A 14,820-nucleotide genomic window follows, 5' to 3' on the forward strand; every position below is an offset into this window, starting at 1 on the left:
ACGCCGCACCGTACGTCCCCGACAGCTGGAGGCAGTGCATGACCGCCACGTCCGACCCGCGTCTTGAGGCGGAGTCCGTCACCGTCCGGACGCTGCCCGGCTTCGACGAGACCGTCCACGTCCTGGGCTCCAAGAGCTACACCAACCGCTACCTGGCCATCGCCTCCCTGTCCGGGCAGGAGACGGTCGTCGACAACGCGCTGCTCTCCGACGACACCGTCTACCTCGCCCGCGCCATCGAGAAGTTCGGGCACGTCACCTGCGACATCGACCGGCAGGCCGCCCGCATCCGCGTCACCCCCACCGGCAGGCCGATGCGCGCTCCGGACGAGGAGGTCTACGTCGGCGGTGCCGGCACCCCGCTGCGGTTCCTGATCTCCATGGCAGGGCACGCGGAGGGCACCACGATCATCAACGGCAACGCCCGCATGCAGGAGCGCCCCATGGGCGACCTCCTCAAGGCGCTGCCCGCGCTCGGCGTGGACGCCGCCGCGGTACGCGGCAACGGCAGCCCGCCCATCCGCGTGGTCGGCGGCTCCTTCAAGGGAGGCGCCACCTCGATCAGCGGTGCGGTCTCCAGCCAGTTCACCTCCAGCCTCATCATCAACGCGCTGCGCGCCCGGACCACCACCGAGATCACCATCAGCGACGAGCTGGTCTCCAAGCCGTACGTCGAGATGACGCTCGCCGCGCTGAAGGAGATGGGGGTGGACGTCGAGCGCGACGGCCACCGGCGTTTCACCGTCGCCGCCGGGCAGCAGGCCCGCGGCGGCACGGTCACCGTGGAGCCGGACGCCTCCGGCATGTCCTACTTCCTGATCGCCGCGGCCATCCTCCAGTCCCGGGTCGTCATCCCGGGCATCGGCAGCGGGTCCCACCAGGGAGACGCGCACCTGGTCCAGGCGCTGGAGCGGATGGGCTGCCGCGCCGAGGTCACGGACGGCTCCGTCACCCTGACCGGGGCGCCGCTGCACGGCATCGACATCGACATGGAGGCCATGCCCGACGTCGTGCCGTCCCTGGCGGTCGCCGCCGCCCACGCCGAGGGCACCACGCGCATCACCAACATCGCCTCCCTGCGGGTCAAGGAGTGCGACCGCATCGCCGCCGTCACCACCGAGCTGCGCAAGATGGGCATCGAGGTCGAAGAGCACGCCGACGCCATGTACATCACCGGCGGCACCCCGGTCGGCGCGGAGATCGACACCTACGACGACCACCGCATCGCCATGACCTTCGCGATCGCCGGTCTGCGCACCGAGGGAGTGGTCATCAAGGACCCCGGCTGCGTCGCCAAGTCCTTCCCCACGTTCTGGCAGACGCTCGACACCCTGCACCCCACCCTGAAGAGCACCGTATGAGCGGGCCCGACGACACGGCCGCCGGCCCGGGTATCCTGCTGGTGCTCGACGGCTGGGGCCAGGCCCCCGCGGCCGACGACAACGCCCTGGCGCTGGCCCGCACCCCGGTGTTGGACGACCTCGTCACGCGGTTCCCGCACACGCTCGCCGACGCCTCCGGCGAAGCCGTCGGGCTGACCGCCGGTACGGTCGGCAACTCCGAGATCGGCCACATGGTCATCGGCGCCGGACGGCCCGTGCCGTACGACAGCCTGCTGGTCCAGCAGGCCATCGCCGCCGGCACCCTGCGTACGCACCCCCGGCTGGGCTCCGTCCTGGACGCCACGGCGGCCGCGGGCCGTGCCCTGCACCTGATCGGCCTGTGCTCGGACGGGCAGATCCACGCCCACATCGCGCATCTGGCCGAACTGCTGGCGGCGGCAGCGGACCACGGGATGGACCGCGTGTTCATCCACGCGATCACCGACGGGCGGGACGTCGCCGACGGCACCGCCCGCACCTTCCTGGCACAGGTCGGCGAGATAGCCGACCACGCCGGGACGGGGCGCCTGGCCACCGTCATCGGCCGCGGCTACGCCCTGGACAAGGCCGGCAACCTCGACCTCACCGAGCAGGCCGTCGCCCTGGTCGCCGACGGCCGGGGGGCCGCCGCCGGCAGCGTGCAGCAGGCGCTGGCCGCCTCCGGGCGCGGCGACGAATGGGTGCCCGCGAGCGTGCTCACGGCTGCCGGAGAGGTGGCCGTCGCCGACGGCGACGCGGTGCTGTGGTTCAACTTCCGCAGCGACCGCATCCAGCAGTTCGCCGACGGTCTCGTCGAGCACCTCACGGCCACCGGCCGCTCGACGCGGATGCTGAGCCTGGCCCAGTACGACACCCGCGCCGCGATCCCGCCGCTGGTGGAGCGGTCGGACGCCTCCGGCGGCCTGGCCGGCGAACTCTCCGCGGCCGGGGTGCGAAGCGTCCGTATCGCCGAGGCGGAGAAGTTCGAGCACGTGACGTACTACGTCAACGGCCGCGACGCCACGGCGCGGAGCGTCGAGGAGCACGTGCGGATCACGGGTGACGGCAAGCCCGACTACATCGCCCGCCCGCAGATGAACCTAGACCGCGTCACCGCGGCCGTCATCGAGGCCGCCGGCCGCCCGGACGCCGAACTCGTCGTCGCCAACCTGGCCAACATCGACGTGGTGGGGCACACCGGCGACCTCGCCGCCACCGTCGCCGCGTGCGAGGCCACGGACGCCGCGGTGGGACGGATTCTCAGGGCGGCACGCACCGGCCGGCGGTGGGTGCTGGCCGTCGGCGACCACGGCAACGCCGAGCAGATGACCAAGGAGGCTGCGGACGGCACCGCCCGCCCCTACGGCGGGCACACCACCAACCCGGTCCCTCTGGTGATCGTCCCGCGCGCCTGGGGAGCGCCCGCGCCGGCACTGCCCGCGGCGGCGACGCTCGCCGACGTCGCCCCCACCGTCCTGCACCTGCTCGGCCGGAAGCCGGGGTCCGCCATGACAGGAAGGACACTGCTGTGAGCACCCGACTCGCCGCCCCCGCGGAGACCACCTGGACCCGGGCACCGGAAATGACGCGGTGCCTGGACACGCCGTACGTCGCGGCCGCATTCGCCGACGACGCCGTCGTGCGCAGGCTGGACACCGAAGAGGTCGGCGTCGTCGTACGCGAGCCGGCCGACGGCTCCTGCGTGGTGCTGGGCCTGCACAACTCGTCCGCGTCCGAAGCCCGCATCGGCCTCAACGCCCTGCTGCCGGAATACGCCGACAGGACCTGGCACTTCATCAGCGGCTCCGTACGCACCAGTCCCGCCGACGACGGGATGGACGTCCATCTGGAGGCGGCAGGCCACGTCTGGCTGACCGCCGCCCTCTGAGGAAAGGAGGCTCCACCACCCGGGCTGCCTGAGCCCGCTCTCTTCAACAGGCCGGCAGCGACCAGCTGTCGGCACACCTGCGCCAGATCCACCGCAGCCTGCGCGGGGCAGCCCTTCCGGGCACCGATGTCCCGCGTTTTCTTCAGGGCACCGCCAACCCGAAGGATCTGACAAATGCACCAGTCCGTTTGCTTTGCCATGCCTGTTTCCACGGACGCCTTCCGCGGCCATGCGTGCACCGCCGTCTCCCCCTCCGGGAGACCGCGCGGGACCACTTGACCACTTCGCCACCGAAGAGGCCGAGCCCGTCCCGGACCACACATCCACAGCGCACACCACGCGCACGCATGCAGAGAGAAGAGTCCCCATAGTGATCACTTACAAGCGCCGCGCCGCATATCTCACCTCGACCGCCGTCCTGTTCGTGTCCCTGTCCGGCTGCGCCGGCGACGACGCCGGCTCGGGGGGTGCGCTCCAGGTCAGCGGTTCCACCACCGTGGCTCCGGTGGCCGCCGACGCGGCCGAGGCGCTCAAGGCGAAGGGCCTCGACATCGTCGTGGCCACCCAGGGCGGCTCCGCGGGCGGCATCTCCCAGCTCGCCGCGGGCCAGATCGGCATCGCGATGAGTTCGAAGCCCGTGGCGGAGGAGGACGAGTCCGCCCACCCCGACACCGACTTCACCGTCACCCAGGTCGGCGCGGACGCCGTCGGCGTCATCGTCACCGACGAAGTCGCCGAGGCCGGCGTGGAGAACCTGACCGCGGCACAGGTACGCGACCTGTTCGAAGGGAAGATCACCAACTGGTCCGAGGTCGGTGGCCCGGACCTGGAGGTCTTCGTCTACGACAAGGAACCCGGACGCGGTACCCGTGAAGTACTCGACAAGTACATCTACGGCGAAGAGAAAGCCCCGCCCCCGCCGGAGTCGGGCAACTTCGCCATCGTCGGCGGCAACCTCGAAACGCGTAACAAGCTGAAGTCGACCCCCGGCGCCGTGGCGCCGCTGTCCACCAGCTTCGTCGAAGGGCACGACGACCTGGCGGTCGTGACGCTGGACGGCATCGCGCCCAGTCCCGAGAACATCGCCACGGGCACGTACCCGATGTCCCGGCCGCTGTACCTCATCACCGACGGCGAGCCGGAGGGCACGTCGAAGAAGTTCATCAACTACGTCCTGTCCCCGAAGGGGCAGGAACTGATGACGAAGCACGGCTACCTGAAGCTCAAGGAAATCGGGAAGTAGCCGATGGCTACGACCAAGACACCGGCTCGACCATCCGTCACCTCCGACGAGGGCAGCCGCCCCAGGCCGTCGACGTGGGTGTGGAGTTGGGTCTACGCCGGAGCACTCGCCGTCGCGGGGCTCCTTCTCGCCGTTGTCGGGTATCTCGGCAGCGGTATCGGCAGCGGCACCGTCGACTGGCTGAACCTGGTGACCGAGTCCGCGTGGAGCCCGCCCAACGCGGCCTTCGGCGGCCTGGCGATGATCTACGGCACCGCCGTGGTCTCCGTCCTCGCCCTCGCCCTCGCCGTACCCATCGGATGGGCGGCGGCCGTCGCTCTGTCGGAGTACCTCCCGCCGCGCGTCGCCCGGCCGATGCGCACGTGCGTGGAGTTGCTCGCCGCCGTGCCGTCGATCGTCTACGGCCTCATCGGCATCGCCGTCATCCGTCCCGTCATCGCGTCGATCGCCGACGTGCCGGGCGGAGACAGCCTCGCGGCAGCAGGCATCGTCCTGGCCGTCATGATCGTTCCCACGGTCGTGGCCGTCAGCGTCGACGCCCTTTCCGCCGTGCCCGACCGCTACCGTGAGGCCGCCTACTCCCTCGGCCTCACGCGCGGGGAAGTGATCCGCTCGGCGGTCCTGCCGCTGGCGCGGCCGGGGATGCGCGCCGCCGTGCTGCTCGGCCTGGCCCGGGCGCTCGGCGAAGCCATCGCGGTGTTCCTGGTGGTGGGCAGGGCCGACGGGCGGATGCCCCACAGCCTCGGCGAGTTCCTCGACTCGCTGAGCCACCCCGGCCAGACGCTGACCACGAAGCTCGCCGGCCCCGAGCCCGTACTCGCCGGCACCTCCGGTCCGCACTTCGCCGCCCTGTGCGGCTTGGGCCTCATCCTCTTGGCGCTGGTGGCCGGGGCGACGGTCTGGGGCACGCGGGAGCGACGGCTCAACACCCGAAAGGCCGGGCACCGGCCCGCGTCGCGTCTGCGGCAGCAGCGCGACCGGGTGCTGACGGTATGGCGGCTGGGAGCCCTGCTGCTGCCGAGCGCACTGCTGATCGGGATACTCGCCATGCTGGTGACGCGGGGGAGTGCCGCGTTCAACCCGTCGTTCTGGTTCAGCGCGGCGACCGGAGCGTCCGGCGGCGGCGTACGCGACCAGATAACGGGCACGCTCCTGCTCGTCGCCACCACGGGGCTGCTCGCCCTGCCGGTGGGCTTCGGCGCCGGCATCCTGATCGGCACCCACGCTTCCGCGCGGACGGCGCGGGTCCTGCAGACCCTGACGCTCGTCCTGGGCGGCGTGCCGACCATCCTGCTGGGGCTGGCCGGATTCGTCATCCTCTCGACCGCCATGGGGTGGGGAAGGTCCTGGCTGGCCGGTGCCATCGTGCTCGTGCCCGTCGTGGCACCCGTCGTCGCCCTGACCACCGCGGCACGCATCCGCAGCCTGCCGCCCGAACTCACGGAGAGCGCATTGTCGCTGGGCCTGACCCGCGCCCAGTACATCCGGTCGGTGGTCATCCCCTACACCTGGCCCGCCACCATCACCGGTCTGCTCCTCGGCCTGGCGCGCGCGGCCGGCGAGACAGCTCCGCTGCTCTTCACCGCGACGGTCTTCTTCGGCGCTCCCACGGTGCCGAACGGGATCGTGGAGTCCCCGGTGCAGGCGCTGCCGACCCATATCTTCACCCTCTCCCAGGACTCGGGTGAGTCGCTGGCCGTCGACCAGGCGTGGGGGAGCGCCATGGTGCTGGTCCTGATCACCGCGGTACTCCTCAGCGCGGCGATCGCGCTGCGCAACCGCTTCGAAGGAGAACGATGGACGACGTAATCACTGTGCACCAACTACGCGTACGCACCCGCGACAAGACCCTGGTCGGCCCGGTCTCCTTCACCCTCGAACGCGGCTCCACCACCGGACTGTGCGGCCCCTCGGGCGCCGGCAAGTCCACCGTCCTGCGTGCGCTGGTGGACCTGCTCCCCGACGGGCTCGTCAGGGAGGGCGACCTGAAGGTCCTCGACCGCACCATCGCACCCGGCAAGGGCGACGCGGACCTCAGAGCCAAGGTCGTCCTCGTACCCCAGACGCCGGTCGTCTTCGGCGGCAGCGTCCTCGACAACGCCCTGTTCGGCCTGCGTCACGTCCTGCGCGCGTCCCGGGAGGCGCTGCGCGAGCGAGCCGAACAGGCCCTCACCGAGGCCGGACTGTGGAAGGAGGTATCCGACAGGCTCGACGCTCCGGCCCAGACCCTGTCCGCGGGACAGCGGCAGCGTCTCTGCCTGGCCCGCGCACTGGCCCTGGAGCCGGCCGGGCTGCTCCTCGACGAGCCCACCAGCGCGCTCGACGAACAGAGCAGGGACACGGTCGAACAGTCCATCGCGGCGCTCCGCGGCCGCCGGACGGTTCTCCTCGTCTCCCACGACCCGGCGCAGGTGGAGCGCCTGTGCGACACGACGGTCCTTCTGGACCTGCCCGCCGCGACTTCTCCGGCTGCCGCGGCTGTCTGATCACCTCCTGCCGACGGGGTCACTCTTCGACGTTCACTCCGCCCCGGTGTCTCAACCCCGGACCACACAGCACGGGTTGAGGCACCGGGGTTGTTCAGTCGGCCTGCGACAGCAGGCCGGCCATGACCGACAGCGCTCCGGGTGCGACCCGGTAGTACACCCAACTGGCGCGGCGTTCCGACAACAGCAGCCCTGCTTCCCGCAGTTTGCGCAGGTGGTGGCTGACCGTGGGCTGGGAGACGCCGACGTCCTGGATCTCGCAGACGCACGCTTCCCCGCCCGGCCGAACCGCGATCTTCGAGAAGAGCCGCAGCCGGACGGGGTCGGACAGCGCCTTGAACATGGCGGCGATCGGCTCCGCGTCGTCGGCGGACAACTCCTCACGCCCCAGCGGCCGGCAGCACCCCAGCGGCGTGACGGTGGCGAGCGTGGCGGAGTCCGAGGCGGCCAACTTAGACATGCCTCTATGTTGACATCCGTCGAATCACTTGCCAAGGGGTGTGCGCGCATCAGGCTGTCGGCTCGCCCGTGGCGGATTTGATGAACCTCTATGTTGACGGATGTCGATCCCGCGTGCATGCTGAGCGGTATCGAAGAACGTCGATACAGAAGGAACGGCTCATGTCCCGGATACAACTCGCCCTGCGCGTCCCCGACCTGCAGGCATCGATCGACTTCTACAGCAGGCTGTTCGGTGCCGAGCCGGCCAAGCTTCGCGACGGCTACGCCAACTTCGCCATCGCCGAGCCTCCCCTCAAGCTGGTCCTCATCGAGGGAACGGAGGGAGAGGGCACCCGCCTGGACCACCTGGGAGTAGAGGTGTCATCCAGCGAGGACGTCCAGCAGGCCACGGCCAGACTGGACCTGGCCGGGCTGGCCACCGTCGAGGAGAACGACACCACCTGCTGCTACGCCCTGCAGGACAAGGTCTGGGTACAGGGCCCGGGCCAGGAGCCGTGGGAGGTGTACGTCGTCAAGGCCGACGCGGACTCCCTGGCCAAGGAGCAGAACAGCAGCTGCTGCACGCCCGCGGCTGCCACCGCGGCGGAGCAGCAGCCTGCGGCCGCCGGTTGCTGCTGACCGGCAGGTGAGCGACGTCAGCACGCGCGGGGACGCGACCGCCGCCGGTCGGCGGCCGCGTCCCCGCGCCGCTCTGCCCGCCCTGTGCCTGACCCAGATCACGAGCTGGGGCGTCGTCTACTACGCCTTCCCCGTGCTCAACCCCGACATCACCGCCGCCACCGGCTGGAGCCCTGCGGCCACCACCGCGGCGTTCTCCGCCGCGCTCCTCGTCTCCGCCCTCGCCGGCATCCGCGTCGGCCGCATCCTCGACGCCCACGGCCCGCGCAGGGTGATGACGCTGGGGTCGGCTGCCGGCATCACCGGCCTGGTCCTCGTCGCCACCGCGCCCAACCTGCCCCAGTTCGTCGCCGGATGGCTGCTGGCCGGGCTCGCGATGGCGGCCACCTTCTACCAGCCCGCCTTCGCCGCAGTCACCCGCTGGTACGCGCCGGACCACGTACGCGCCCTCACGACCGTCACCCTCGCCGGCGGGCTGGCCTCCACCGTCTTCGCGCCCCTGACCGCCCAACTCGCGGCCCACTTCTCCTGGCGGCACACCTACCTCATCCTCGCCGCCGTCCTGGCCGCCCTCACCCTGCCCGCCCACGCCCTCGCCCTGCGCGGCCCCTGGCCGCCGGCCCCGCCGCCCCCCGCTGCGAGCCCGGCGACCGCCAGGGGCATCGCCCGCAGCGGCACCTTCGTACTCCTCGCCGCAGCACTGACGCTCTCCGCCTTCGCCATGTACGCGGTCGTCGTCACCGTCGTGCCCCTGCTCCTCGAACGCGGATACACCACCGGGCAGGCGGCCTGGGTCCTCGGGCTGGGAGGTCTGGGCCAGACCCTCGGCCGCACCCTGTACGCGGCCCTCGCCCGCCGCACCCGGCCCGCGGCGCGCGCCGTCGGCCTCGTCGGCCTGGGCGGACTGAGCACCCTCGCGTTCGCCCTGATCCCCGGGCCGTACGCGCTGCTCGCCGCCGTCGCCGTCACCGCGGGCACCGTCCGCGGCAACCTCACCCTCCTCCAGGCCACCGCCATCACCGACCGCTGGGGCACCACCCACTACGGACGCCTCTCCGGACTGCTCGCCGCCCCCACCATCACCGCCTCCGCCCTGGCCCCCTTCGCGGGCACCGCCCTGGCGGCGCCGCTCGGCGGCTACCCGCACCTCTTCGCCGTCCTCGCCGCGATCAGCGCGATCGCGGCGCTGACGGCTCATCGCACGACACCGCGGCGGGAGAAGGTGCCGGGGGAGGGGGTGACGGCGCCGGAGCCTACGCGCCGGCTGCCGGGGCGATGTCGCCGATGAGGGCCTCGATACGCGTACGGATCTCGTCGCGGATGGGACGTACCGCCTCGACGCTCTGCCCGGCCGGGTCGTCGAGATCCCAGTCGAGGTAGGTCTTGCCGGGGAAGACGGGGCAGGCGTCGCCGCAGCCCATGGTGATGACGACGTCGGACGCCTGCACGGCGCCGGCGGTGAGGACCTTCGGTTGCGCGTGTGCGAGGTCGATGCCGACCTCCCGCATGGCCTCGACGACCGCGGGGTTGACGGTGTCGGCCGGGACCGAGCCGGCGGAGCGGACCTCGACGCGGTCGCCGGCGAGGTGGGTCAGCCAGGCCGCGGCCATCTGGGAGCGGCCGGCGTTGTGGACGCAGACGAACAGGACGGAGGGCTTGTCGGACATCGCGGTCTCTCTTGTTCTTGCGGCGATGGGCGGGGTGGTATCAGCTTCGCCTGATGTGACAATATCAGCCCATGCTGACATCAGTCGATGCTGAAGTGATCAGGGCGCTGGCGGACCCGCTCCGGCTCCGGATCGTCGAGCTCCTGGCCGAGGAGACGCTGTGTACGACGCACCTCGTGGAGGAGACGGGCGCGCGGCAGACGAACCTCTCCAACCACCTGCGGGTGCTGCGCGAGGCGGGCGTGGTGGAGACCGAGCCGTGCGGTCGCTTCACGTACTACAAGCTGCGCCCCGCGGTGCTGGAGGCGCTGGCGGGCTCGTTCACCGCGCTGGGGGCGGCCGCCCGCGCCACCGTAGAGGCCGACCGCAAACGGGCCTGCTGACATGGCCACCGCCGGCCCGGAAGCAGGCGCCGAAAAGCCCCTGGTCCGGAAGCTGTCGACGCTCGACCGCTACCTCGCCGTCTGGATCCTGCTCGCCATGGCCGCCGGCCTCGGCCTGGGCCGGACGGTGTCCGGTCTGGACGACGCACTGGCGAAGGCGGAGATCGGCGGCATCTCCCTGCCCATCGCCCTCGGCCTGCTGATCATGATGTACCCGGTGCTGGCCAAGGTCCGCTACGACCGCCTCGACGCCGTCACCGGCGACCGGCGGCTGATGGCCGCGTCCCTGGCGGTCAACTGGCTGATCGGCCCGGCGGTGATGTTCGCCCTCGCCTGGATCCTCCTGCCCGACCTGCCCGAGTACCGCACCGGCCTGATCATCGTCGGGCTCGCCCGCTGCATCGCGATGGTCGTCATCTGGAACGACCTGGCCTGCGGCGACCGCGAGGCCGCCGCCGTCCTGGTCGCGCTCAACTCCGTCTTCCAGGTACTGGCCTTCGGCGTCCTCGGCTGGTTCTACCTCGACCTCCTCCCGGGTTGGCTGGGCCTGGGCGACGGCGAGAACCTGGACATCCCGACGTGGAAGATCGCGCTCAACGTCGCCCTCTTCCTCGGCGTCCCCCTGCTCGCCGGCTTCCTCACCCGCCGCATCGGCGAACGCCGGCTCGGCCGGACGGCGTACGAGCAGCGCTTCCTGCCCCGTATCGGCCCGTGGGCGCTGTACGGGCTGCTCTTCACGATCGTGCTCCTCTTCGCCCTCCAGGGCGAGACGATCACCTCGCACCCCCTGGACGTCGCCCGGATCGCGCTGCCCCTCCTGATCTACTTCGCACTGATGTGGTTCGGCACCTTCGCCCTCGGCAAGGCCATCGGCCTGCCCTACGACCGCACCGCCACCCTGGCCTTCACCGCAGCCGGCAACAACTTCGAACTCGCCATCGCGGTCGCCATCGCCACCTTCGGGGTCACCTCCGGCCAGGCCCTCTCAGGAGTCGTCGGCCCCCTCATCGAAGTCCCGGTCCTCATCGCCCTCGTACACGTCTCCCTGGCCTGGCGCCGGAAGTTCGACTCCACCCGGGTACTTCGCCAAGGGCAGACAGGGATCATCGCGGAATGACCGGCCAAGCGAGGCAGGGGATGAGGATGGGCTCCGCGCGGGGAGTTCCTCGCTCAATCGGTGCCTGGCTGAAGGAGCTTGAAGACCAAACGTGCGGCAGTGCGTTGGGCTGCCCGACGTACACGGACCGGGGCCGGCGGTTCGCGGAACGTCCGTGGTCCGGCAGTGGCGAGACGGGGGAACAGGGCTTCGGCGTTGGTGCGGTTGATGGCTGTGAGCGTGCTGGTGTCGGCGTTGCAGTCGAGGCCGTTGGTGAAGTACTGACCGGCGCGGGCCGGTGCGAAGGGCCAGTCGCTGCCGAACAGGATGCGTCCGGGGCGGGCGAAGGCGAGGAGGGTGGGCAGGGCTGCCGGGCTGGAGGACAGGGCGGTGTCGAAGGAGAAGGTCCGGAAGTCGTCCAGGACGTCCAGGGGGCTTCGGCGGGTGTCGTTGGCGAGGCTGACGGCCATGCGGTGGCTGGCGTAGGGGAGGAAGCCTCCGGCGTGGCTGAGGATGAACGTGATGCGGGGGCAGCGGCGGATGATCCCGTTGCGGACCAGGAGATAGGCGGCCCGAGTGGTGTCCAGGAGGAAGTCGGCCGCGAAGGGGGGAATGGCGTCGACGGGGGGAGCGGGGAGTTCGGAGGGATGGACGAAGACCACGGCGCCACGCTCGTCGAGGGCCTGCCACAGAGGCTCCTGGCCGGGAGTGCCGAGGTAGGTGCCCTGGTTGTTGGCGAGCAGGATGACGCCGTCCGCGCCGAGGGTGTCCAGTGCGCGTACGGCCTCGGCTGTGGAGGCGGAGGGATCGGGCATGGGAAGGGTGGCGAAGTAGCCGAAGCGGCCGGGGTACTCGCCGGCGACGGTGGCGAGGTGGTCGTTCAGGCGCTGCGCCAGTGCGGTGGCTTCGGCGGGTGCGCTGAGGAAGTTCGTGCCCGGCGTGGAGACGGACAGGACGGCGCTGCGGACGTTCAGCAGGTCCATCGTCTTCAGGGCGGCGGCGGGAGTCCAGTCGGGAAGAGCGCGTCCGCCGGCCTGGGTGACTGCCGCTCTGGCGAGTGCTTCCCGGTAGAAGTCCGGCAGGGCGTGCTGGTGGACGTCGATGCGCTGGGGTTCCTGGTCTGTCACGTTGTCTGCCTCCTCCGTTGATCGGAGTCCAACTGGCGGATGGCGTGCTGGGGATCTGCTGCGCGGAAGCGGGACAGGGCCCTCCCAGGTGCCGGGGGCGCGTTTCCAGGCGGCGGGTCAGGGGCTCCGGTCGGTCATCCGGCGCGCGGCTTCGTAGACGAGCTGGGCGTGCAGTTCGAACAGGGGAACCAGGTCGATGGTGTCGCCGGTGATCTCCCGTTGCACGAACAGTCCGTCGGCGCCGGCCATCGTGTAGGTCGTCAGTGTTTGCACGGCGTTGTCGTCCAGGGCGGGGAACAGTTCCGGCAGCACCTCGGCGATCCTGGCGCGGGCTGTGTCGCGGACCTGGAGGAAGACGGTCCGGCCGCGGGGCTCGGCGGGACGGCGCTCCAGGGCGAGCATGAGGCCGAGCCGCAGGAAGTCGGGGGCATCCATCAGGGATTTCGCCACGCCGGCCGCCATGGTGGTGATCCGCTCCAGGCCGGTGCCCGTTTCCTCGGGCGGCAGGATCACGCTGGCCAGCCAGGTGTCGAAGCTGCGCTCGATCACCGCGGCGATCAGGTCGTCCTTGTCCTTGAAGTGCCAGTAGATCGAGCTGGCGGGCAGGCCGCAGGCGGCGCTGACCGCAGCGATCGACGTGCCTTCGTAGCCGCGTTCGCCCGAGATCCGCGCGGCGGCGTCAAGGATGCGCTGCCGTGATTCCACCCCGTTGGCCCGCTTGCGCACGCCCTGCGTTTTCGTCATGTCTTCTCTCCTGGTGCGGTGTGCCCTGTGCGTCACCTTGACCGCGGTCCTTCCGCCCTCTTAACGTAGCAGTCATTCCAATTAGAGTGATCACTACATGAAGCCTGTGGGGTGCGGGACGACAGCGAGGTGGCCGGTGAGGGGCGACAGCCGGAACAGCGCCGGGAGCGAGCCGTACGACGTTGCGGTGATCGGCTACGGGCCTACGGGGGTGACGGCCGCGAATCTGCTGGGTGCGATGGGGCTGAAGGTCATCGTTCTGGAGCGCGATGGCGAGATCTTCTCCCGGGCCCGTGCCATCTCCACGGACGAGGAGGTGATGCGGGTCTGGCAGCGGGCAGGGCTGGCCGAGCGGCTCAAGGAGGACATGCTCACCGAGAGGCCCGTGGCGTTCGTGGACGCCGCCGGGCGCTCGTTCTTCGACGCCTGTCCCACCTCGCGCGGCCATGGACATCCGCCGCAGATGTTCATCTACCAGCCGGCCGTGGAGCAGGTCCTGCGCGACGGGGTGGAGCGTTACCCGAACGTGGAGATCCTGCTGCGCCACGAGTGCCTGCGGGTGCGCCAGGACCCTGGCGGGGTGGAGCTGACCGTGGCCGGTACGGCGGACGACTCCGTACGGCGGCTGCGCGCCTCCTATGTGATGGCGGCTGACGGCGGTTCGAGTCTCACCCGCGCGCAGCTGAACATCGGCTACGAGGGCCGTACCTACGAGGACCGGTGGGTGGTCATCGACACGAGGATGCTCCAGCCCTGGCCCGAGCACGACAAGCTGCGCTTCCACTGCGACCCGGCCCGGCCCGCCGTGGACTGCCCCACCCCGCTGGGCCACCACCGCTGGGAGTTTCCCCTGCTGCCCGGTGACGACGAGAAGGATCTGACGACGGAAGCGGCCGTGCACCGGCTGGTGGCCCACTACGGGATCACTCGGGATCAGATCAAGGTGCTGCGGGCCACCGTCTACAGCCATCACGTCCGTTTCGCGACCCGGTTCCGGGCCGGTCGCATCTTCCTGGCCGGTGACGCCGCCCATGCGATGCCGCCGTGGATCGGCCAGGGCATGGCCGCGGGCGTGCGGGATGTGGCCAACCTCTGCTGGAAGCTCGACGCCGTCCTGCGCGGGCGCTTGCCCGAGACTCTGCTCGACAGCTACGAGGCCGAACGCAAACCGCATGTGAAGGAGGTGACGAGGCGTGCGGTGTTCGCCGGACGGATCATCACCGAACGCCGCCCCGCGGTGGCCGCGGTGCGGAACAAGGCCGGCCGTGTGCTGAACCGGGTGCCGGGACTCGCAGCCCGCTTGCAGGACTCCCTTTGGATTCCCGTGGCCCGGTACGGCAAGGGCTTCCAGGCCGCCGGGCGGACCAAGGCGTCGGGCTATCAGGTCCCCCAGCCCTACGTCATAGGCGCGGACGGCGCCCGCGTCCTCCTGGACGATGTACTCGGGGGAGGCTGGTTGGTGCTGCGCACCCGTTCGGCCGCACTTCAGCCCGCCTGGGACCGTCTTGGCCTACCGCACCTGACCGTCACGTCGGCGGACAGCCGTCCGGCCGCCGGCACGGTCGTCGACACCGAGGGGATCTTGCTGCGGTGGATGGGCCGGCACCGCGCGGCCGTGCTCGTCCTGCGTCCCGACGGCTACGTCTACGCCGCCGCACCGGCCGGCGCCCTCCTGCCTCCTCCACCAGCCGGGTTCGCCCCTGCCGGGGCGTCCAGCCCGTCCGCCGCCAGCGCCTGAGTGAGGA

Annotated in this window: 15 protein-coding genes; 11 read left to right on the forward strand and 4 right to left on the reverse strand. The window is 71.0% G+C overall.

The window, feature by feature from the left end:
- The first annotated feature begins 38 nt into the window (after nt 1-38).
- The 6 genes from aroA to LG396_RS33015 all read left to right on the forward strand — a co-directional run bounded on the left by aroA (nt 39) and on the right by LG396_RS33015 (nt 6,978).
- Nucleotides 39-1,361 carry a 3-phosphoshikimate 1-carboxyvinyltransferase gene (aroA, locus tag LG396_RS32990; protein ID WP_225797561.1) on the forward strand — a complete coding sequence of 441 codons (1,323 nt, stop codon included), beginning with the start codon at nt 39-41 and terminating at the stop codon, nt 1,359-1,361.
- On the forward strand, nt 1,358-2,893 hold the full coding sequence (gene gpmI, locus LG396_RS32995) for a 2,3-bisphosphoglycerate-independent phosphoglycerate mutase (protein ID WP_225797562.1): 1,536 nt from the start codon (nt 1,358-1,360) through the stop codon (nt 2,891-2,893). Before aroA ends, gpmI begins: the two co-directional genes overlap by 4 nt.
- Nucleotides 2,890-3,249: a hypothetical protein gene (locus LG396_RS33000; RefSeq protein ID WP_225797563.1), complete on the forward strand. Its 360-nt coding sequence runs from the start codon at nt 2,890-2,892 to the stop codon at nt 3,247-3,249. The genes gpmI and LG396_RS33000 overlap by 4 nt, the downstream gene beginning before the upstream one ends.
- Nucleotides 3,250-3,619: 370 nt before the next feature.
- Complete coding sequence (locus LG396_RS33005; RefSeq protein WP_018837575.1) at nt 3,620-4,492, forward strand: phosphate ABC transporter substrate-binding protein; 873 nt, start codon at nt 3,620-3,622, stop codon at nt 4,490-4,492.
- 78 nt (nt 4,493-4,570) lie between these two features.
- Nucleotides 4,571-6,301: a phosphate ABC transporter permease subunit PstC gene (pstC, locus tag LG396_RS33010; protein WP_308190147.1), complete on the forward strand. Its 1,731-nt coding sequence runs from the start codon at nt 4,571-4,573 to the stop codon at nt 6,299-6,301.
- A complete protein-coding gene (locus tag LG396_RS33015; protein WP_225797565.1) occupies nt 6,289-6,978 on the forward strand; it encodes a phosphate ABC transporter ATP-binding protein in 690 nt (229 codons plus the stop codon). Before pstC ends, LG396_RS33015 begins: the two co-directional genes overlap by 13 nt.
- A 94-nt stretch (nt 6,979-7,072) precedes the next feature.
- Here the strand turns inward: LG396_RS33015 and LG396_RS33020 are convergent, their stop codons facing one another.
- On the reverse strand, nt 7,073-7,438 hold the full coding sequence (locus LG396_RS33020) for an ArsR/SmtB family transcription factor (protein WP_027743257.1): 366 nt from the start codon (nt 7,436-7,438) through the stop codon (nt 7,073-7,075).
- A 161-nt stretch (nt 7,439-7,599) separates the two neighbouring features.
- Between LG396_RS33020 and LG396_RS33025 the strand changes: the two genes are divergently transcribed.
- Both LG396_RS33025 and LG396_RS33030 read left to right on the forward strand, forming a co-directional pair.
- The gene (locus LG396_RS33025; RefSeq protein ID WP_225797566.1) at nt 7,600-8,058 is read left to right on the forward strand and encodes an ArsI/CadI family heavy metal resistance metalloenzyme; all 459 of its coding nucleotides are present in this window, start codon (nt 7,600-7,602) and stop codon (nt 8,056-8,058) included.
- A gap of 7 nt (nt 8,059-8,065) precedes the next feature.
- Nucleotides 8,066-9,346: an MFS transporter gene (locus tag LG396_RS33030; RefSeq protein ID WP_225797567.1), complete on the forward strand. Its 1,281-nt coding sequence runs from the start codon at nt 8,066-8,068 to the stop codon at nt 9,344-9,346.
- On the opposite strand, the gene LG396_RS33035 is transcribed toward LG396_RS33030, so the two are convergent.
- Complete coding sequence (locus LG396_RS33035; protein ID WP_225797568.1) at nt 9,312-9,725, reverse strand: arsenate reductase ArsC; 414 nt, start codon at nt 9,723-9,725, stop codon at nt 9,312-9,314. The genes LG396_RS33030 and LG396_RS33035 overlap by 35 nt on opposite strands.
- Before the next feature lie 71 nt (nt 9,726-9,796).
- Between LG396_RS33035 and LG396_RS33040 the strand changes: the two genes are divergently transcribed.
- Together LG396_RS33040 and arsB are read left to right on the forward strand one after the other, a co-directional pair.
- Nucleotides 9,797-10,108, forward strand: coding sequence for an ArsR/SmtB family transcription factor (locus LG396_RS33040; protein WP_225797569.1), 312 nt, complete (start codon nt 9,797-9,799; stop codon nt 10,106-10,108).
- A gap of 1 nt (nt 10,109) precedes the next feature.
- Nucleotides 10,110-11,225 (forward strand): ACR3 family arsenite efflux transporter, encoded by a 1,116-nt coding sequence (gene arsB / locus LG396_RS33045; RefSeq protein WP_225797570.1) that lies wholly within the window; start codon nt 10,110-10,112, stop codon nt 11,223-11,225.
- Nucleotides 11,226-11,278: 53 nt separating this feature from the next.
- On the opposite strand, the gene LG396_RS33050 is transcribed toward arsB, so the two are convergent.
- Together LG396_RS33050 and LG396_RS33055 are read right to left on the reverse strand one after the other, a co-directional pair.
- Nucleotides 11,279-12,331, reverse strand: a complete 1,053-nt coding sequence (locus tag LG396_RS33050) for an amidohydrolase family protein (RefSeq protein ID WP_225797571.1) — start codon at nt 12,329-12,331, stop codon at nt 11,279-11,281.
- A 117-nt stretch (nt 12,332-12,448) separates the two neighbouring features.
- Nucleotides 12,449-13,075, reverse strand: coding sequence for a TetR family transcriptional regulator (locus LG396_RS33055; protein ID WP_225797572.1), 627 nt, complete (start codon nt 13,073-13,075; stop codon nt 12,449-12,451).
- Nucleotides 13,076-13,211: 136 nt separating this feature from the next.
- On the opposite strand from LG396_RS33055, the gene LG396_RS33060 reads away from it, so the two are divergent.
- A complete protein-coding gene (locus LG396_RS33060; protein ID WP_225797573.1) occupies nt 13,212-14,813 on the forward strand; it encodes a bifunctional 3-(3-hydroxy-phenyl)propionate/3-hydroxycinnamic acid hydroxylase in 1,602 nt (533 codons plus the stop codon).
- Nucleotides 14,814-14,820: the final 7 nt, after the last annotated feature.

It is taken from the genome of Streptomyces aculeolatus (assembly GCF_020400605.1).
GTDB classification, from domain to species: domain Bacteria; phylum Actinomycetota; class Actinomycetes; order Streptomycetales; family Streptomycetaceae; genus Streptomyces; species Streptomyces aculeolatus.

Coding starts and splice junctions, on each gene's coding strand:
- LG396_RS33025 (WP_225797566.1), top strand. CDS start 7,600: ATGTCCCGGATACAACTCGCCCTGCGCGTCCCCGACCTGCAGGCATCG.
- LG396_RS33015 (WP_225797565.1), top strand. CDS start 6,289: ATGGACGACGTAATCACTGTGCACCAACTACGCGTACGCACCCGCGAC.
- LG396_RS33035 (WP_225797568.1), bottom strand. CDS start 9,725: ATGTCCGACAAGCCCTCCGTCCTGTTCGTCTGCGTCCACAACGCCGGC.
- gpmI (WP_225797562.1), top strand. CDS start 1,358: ATGAGCGGGCCCGACGACACGGCCGCCGGCCCGGGTATCCTGCTGGTG.
- LG396_RS33055 (WP_225797572.1), bottom strand. CDS start 13,075: ATGACGAAAACGCAGGGCGTGCGCAAGCGGGCCAACGGGGTGGAATCA.
- LG396_RS33040 (WP_225797569.1), top strand. CDS start 9,797: ATGCTGACATCAGTCGATGCTGAAGTGATCAGGGCGCTGGCGGACCCG.
- aroA (WP_225797561.1), top strand. CDS start 39: ATGACCGCCACGTCCGACCCGCGTCTTGAGGCGGAGTCCGTCACCGTC.
- LG396_RS33020 (WP_027743257.1), bottom strand. CDS start 7,438: ATGTCTAAGTTGGCCGCCTCGGACTCCGCCACGCTCGCCACCGTCACG.
- arsB (WP_225797570.1), top strand. CDS start 10,110: ATGGCCACCGCCGGCCCGGAAGCAGGCGCCGAAAAGCCCCTGGTCCGG.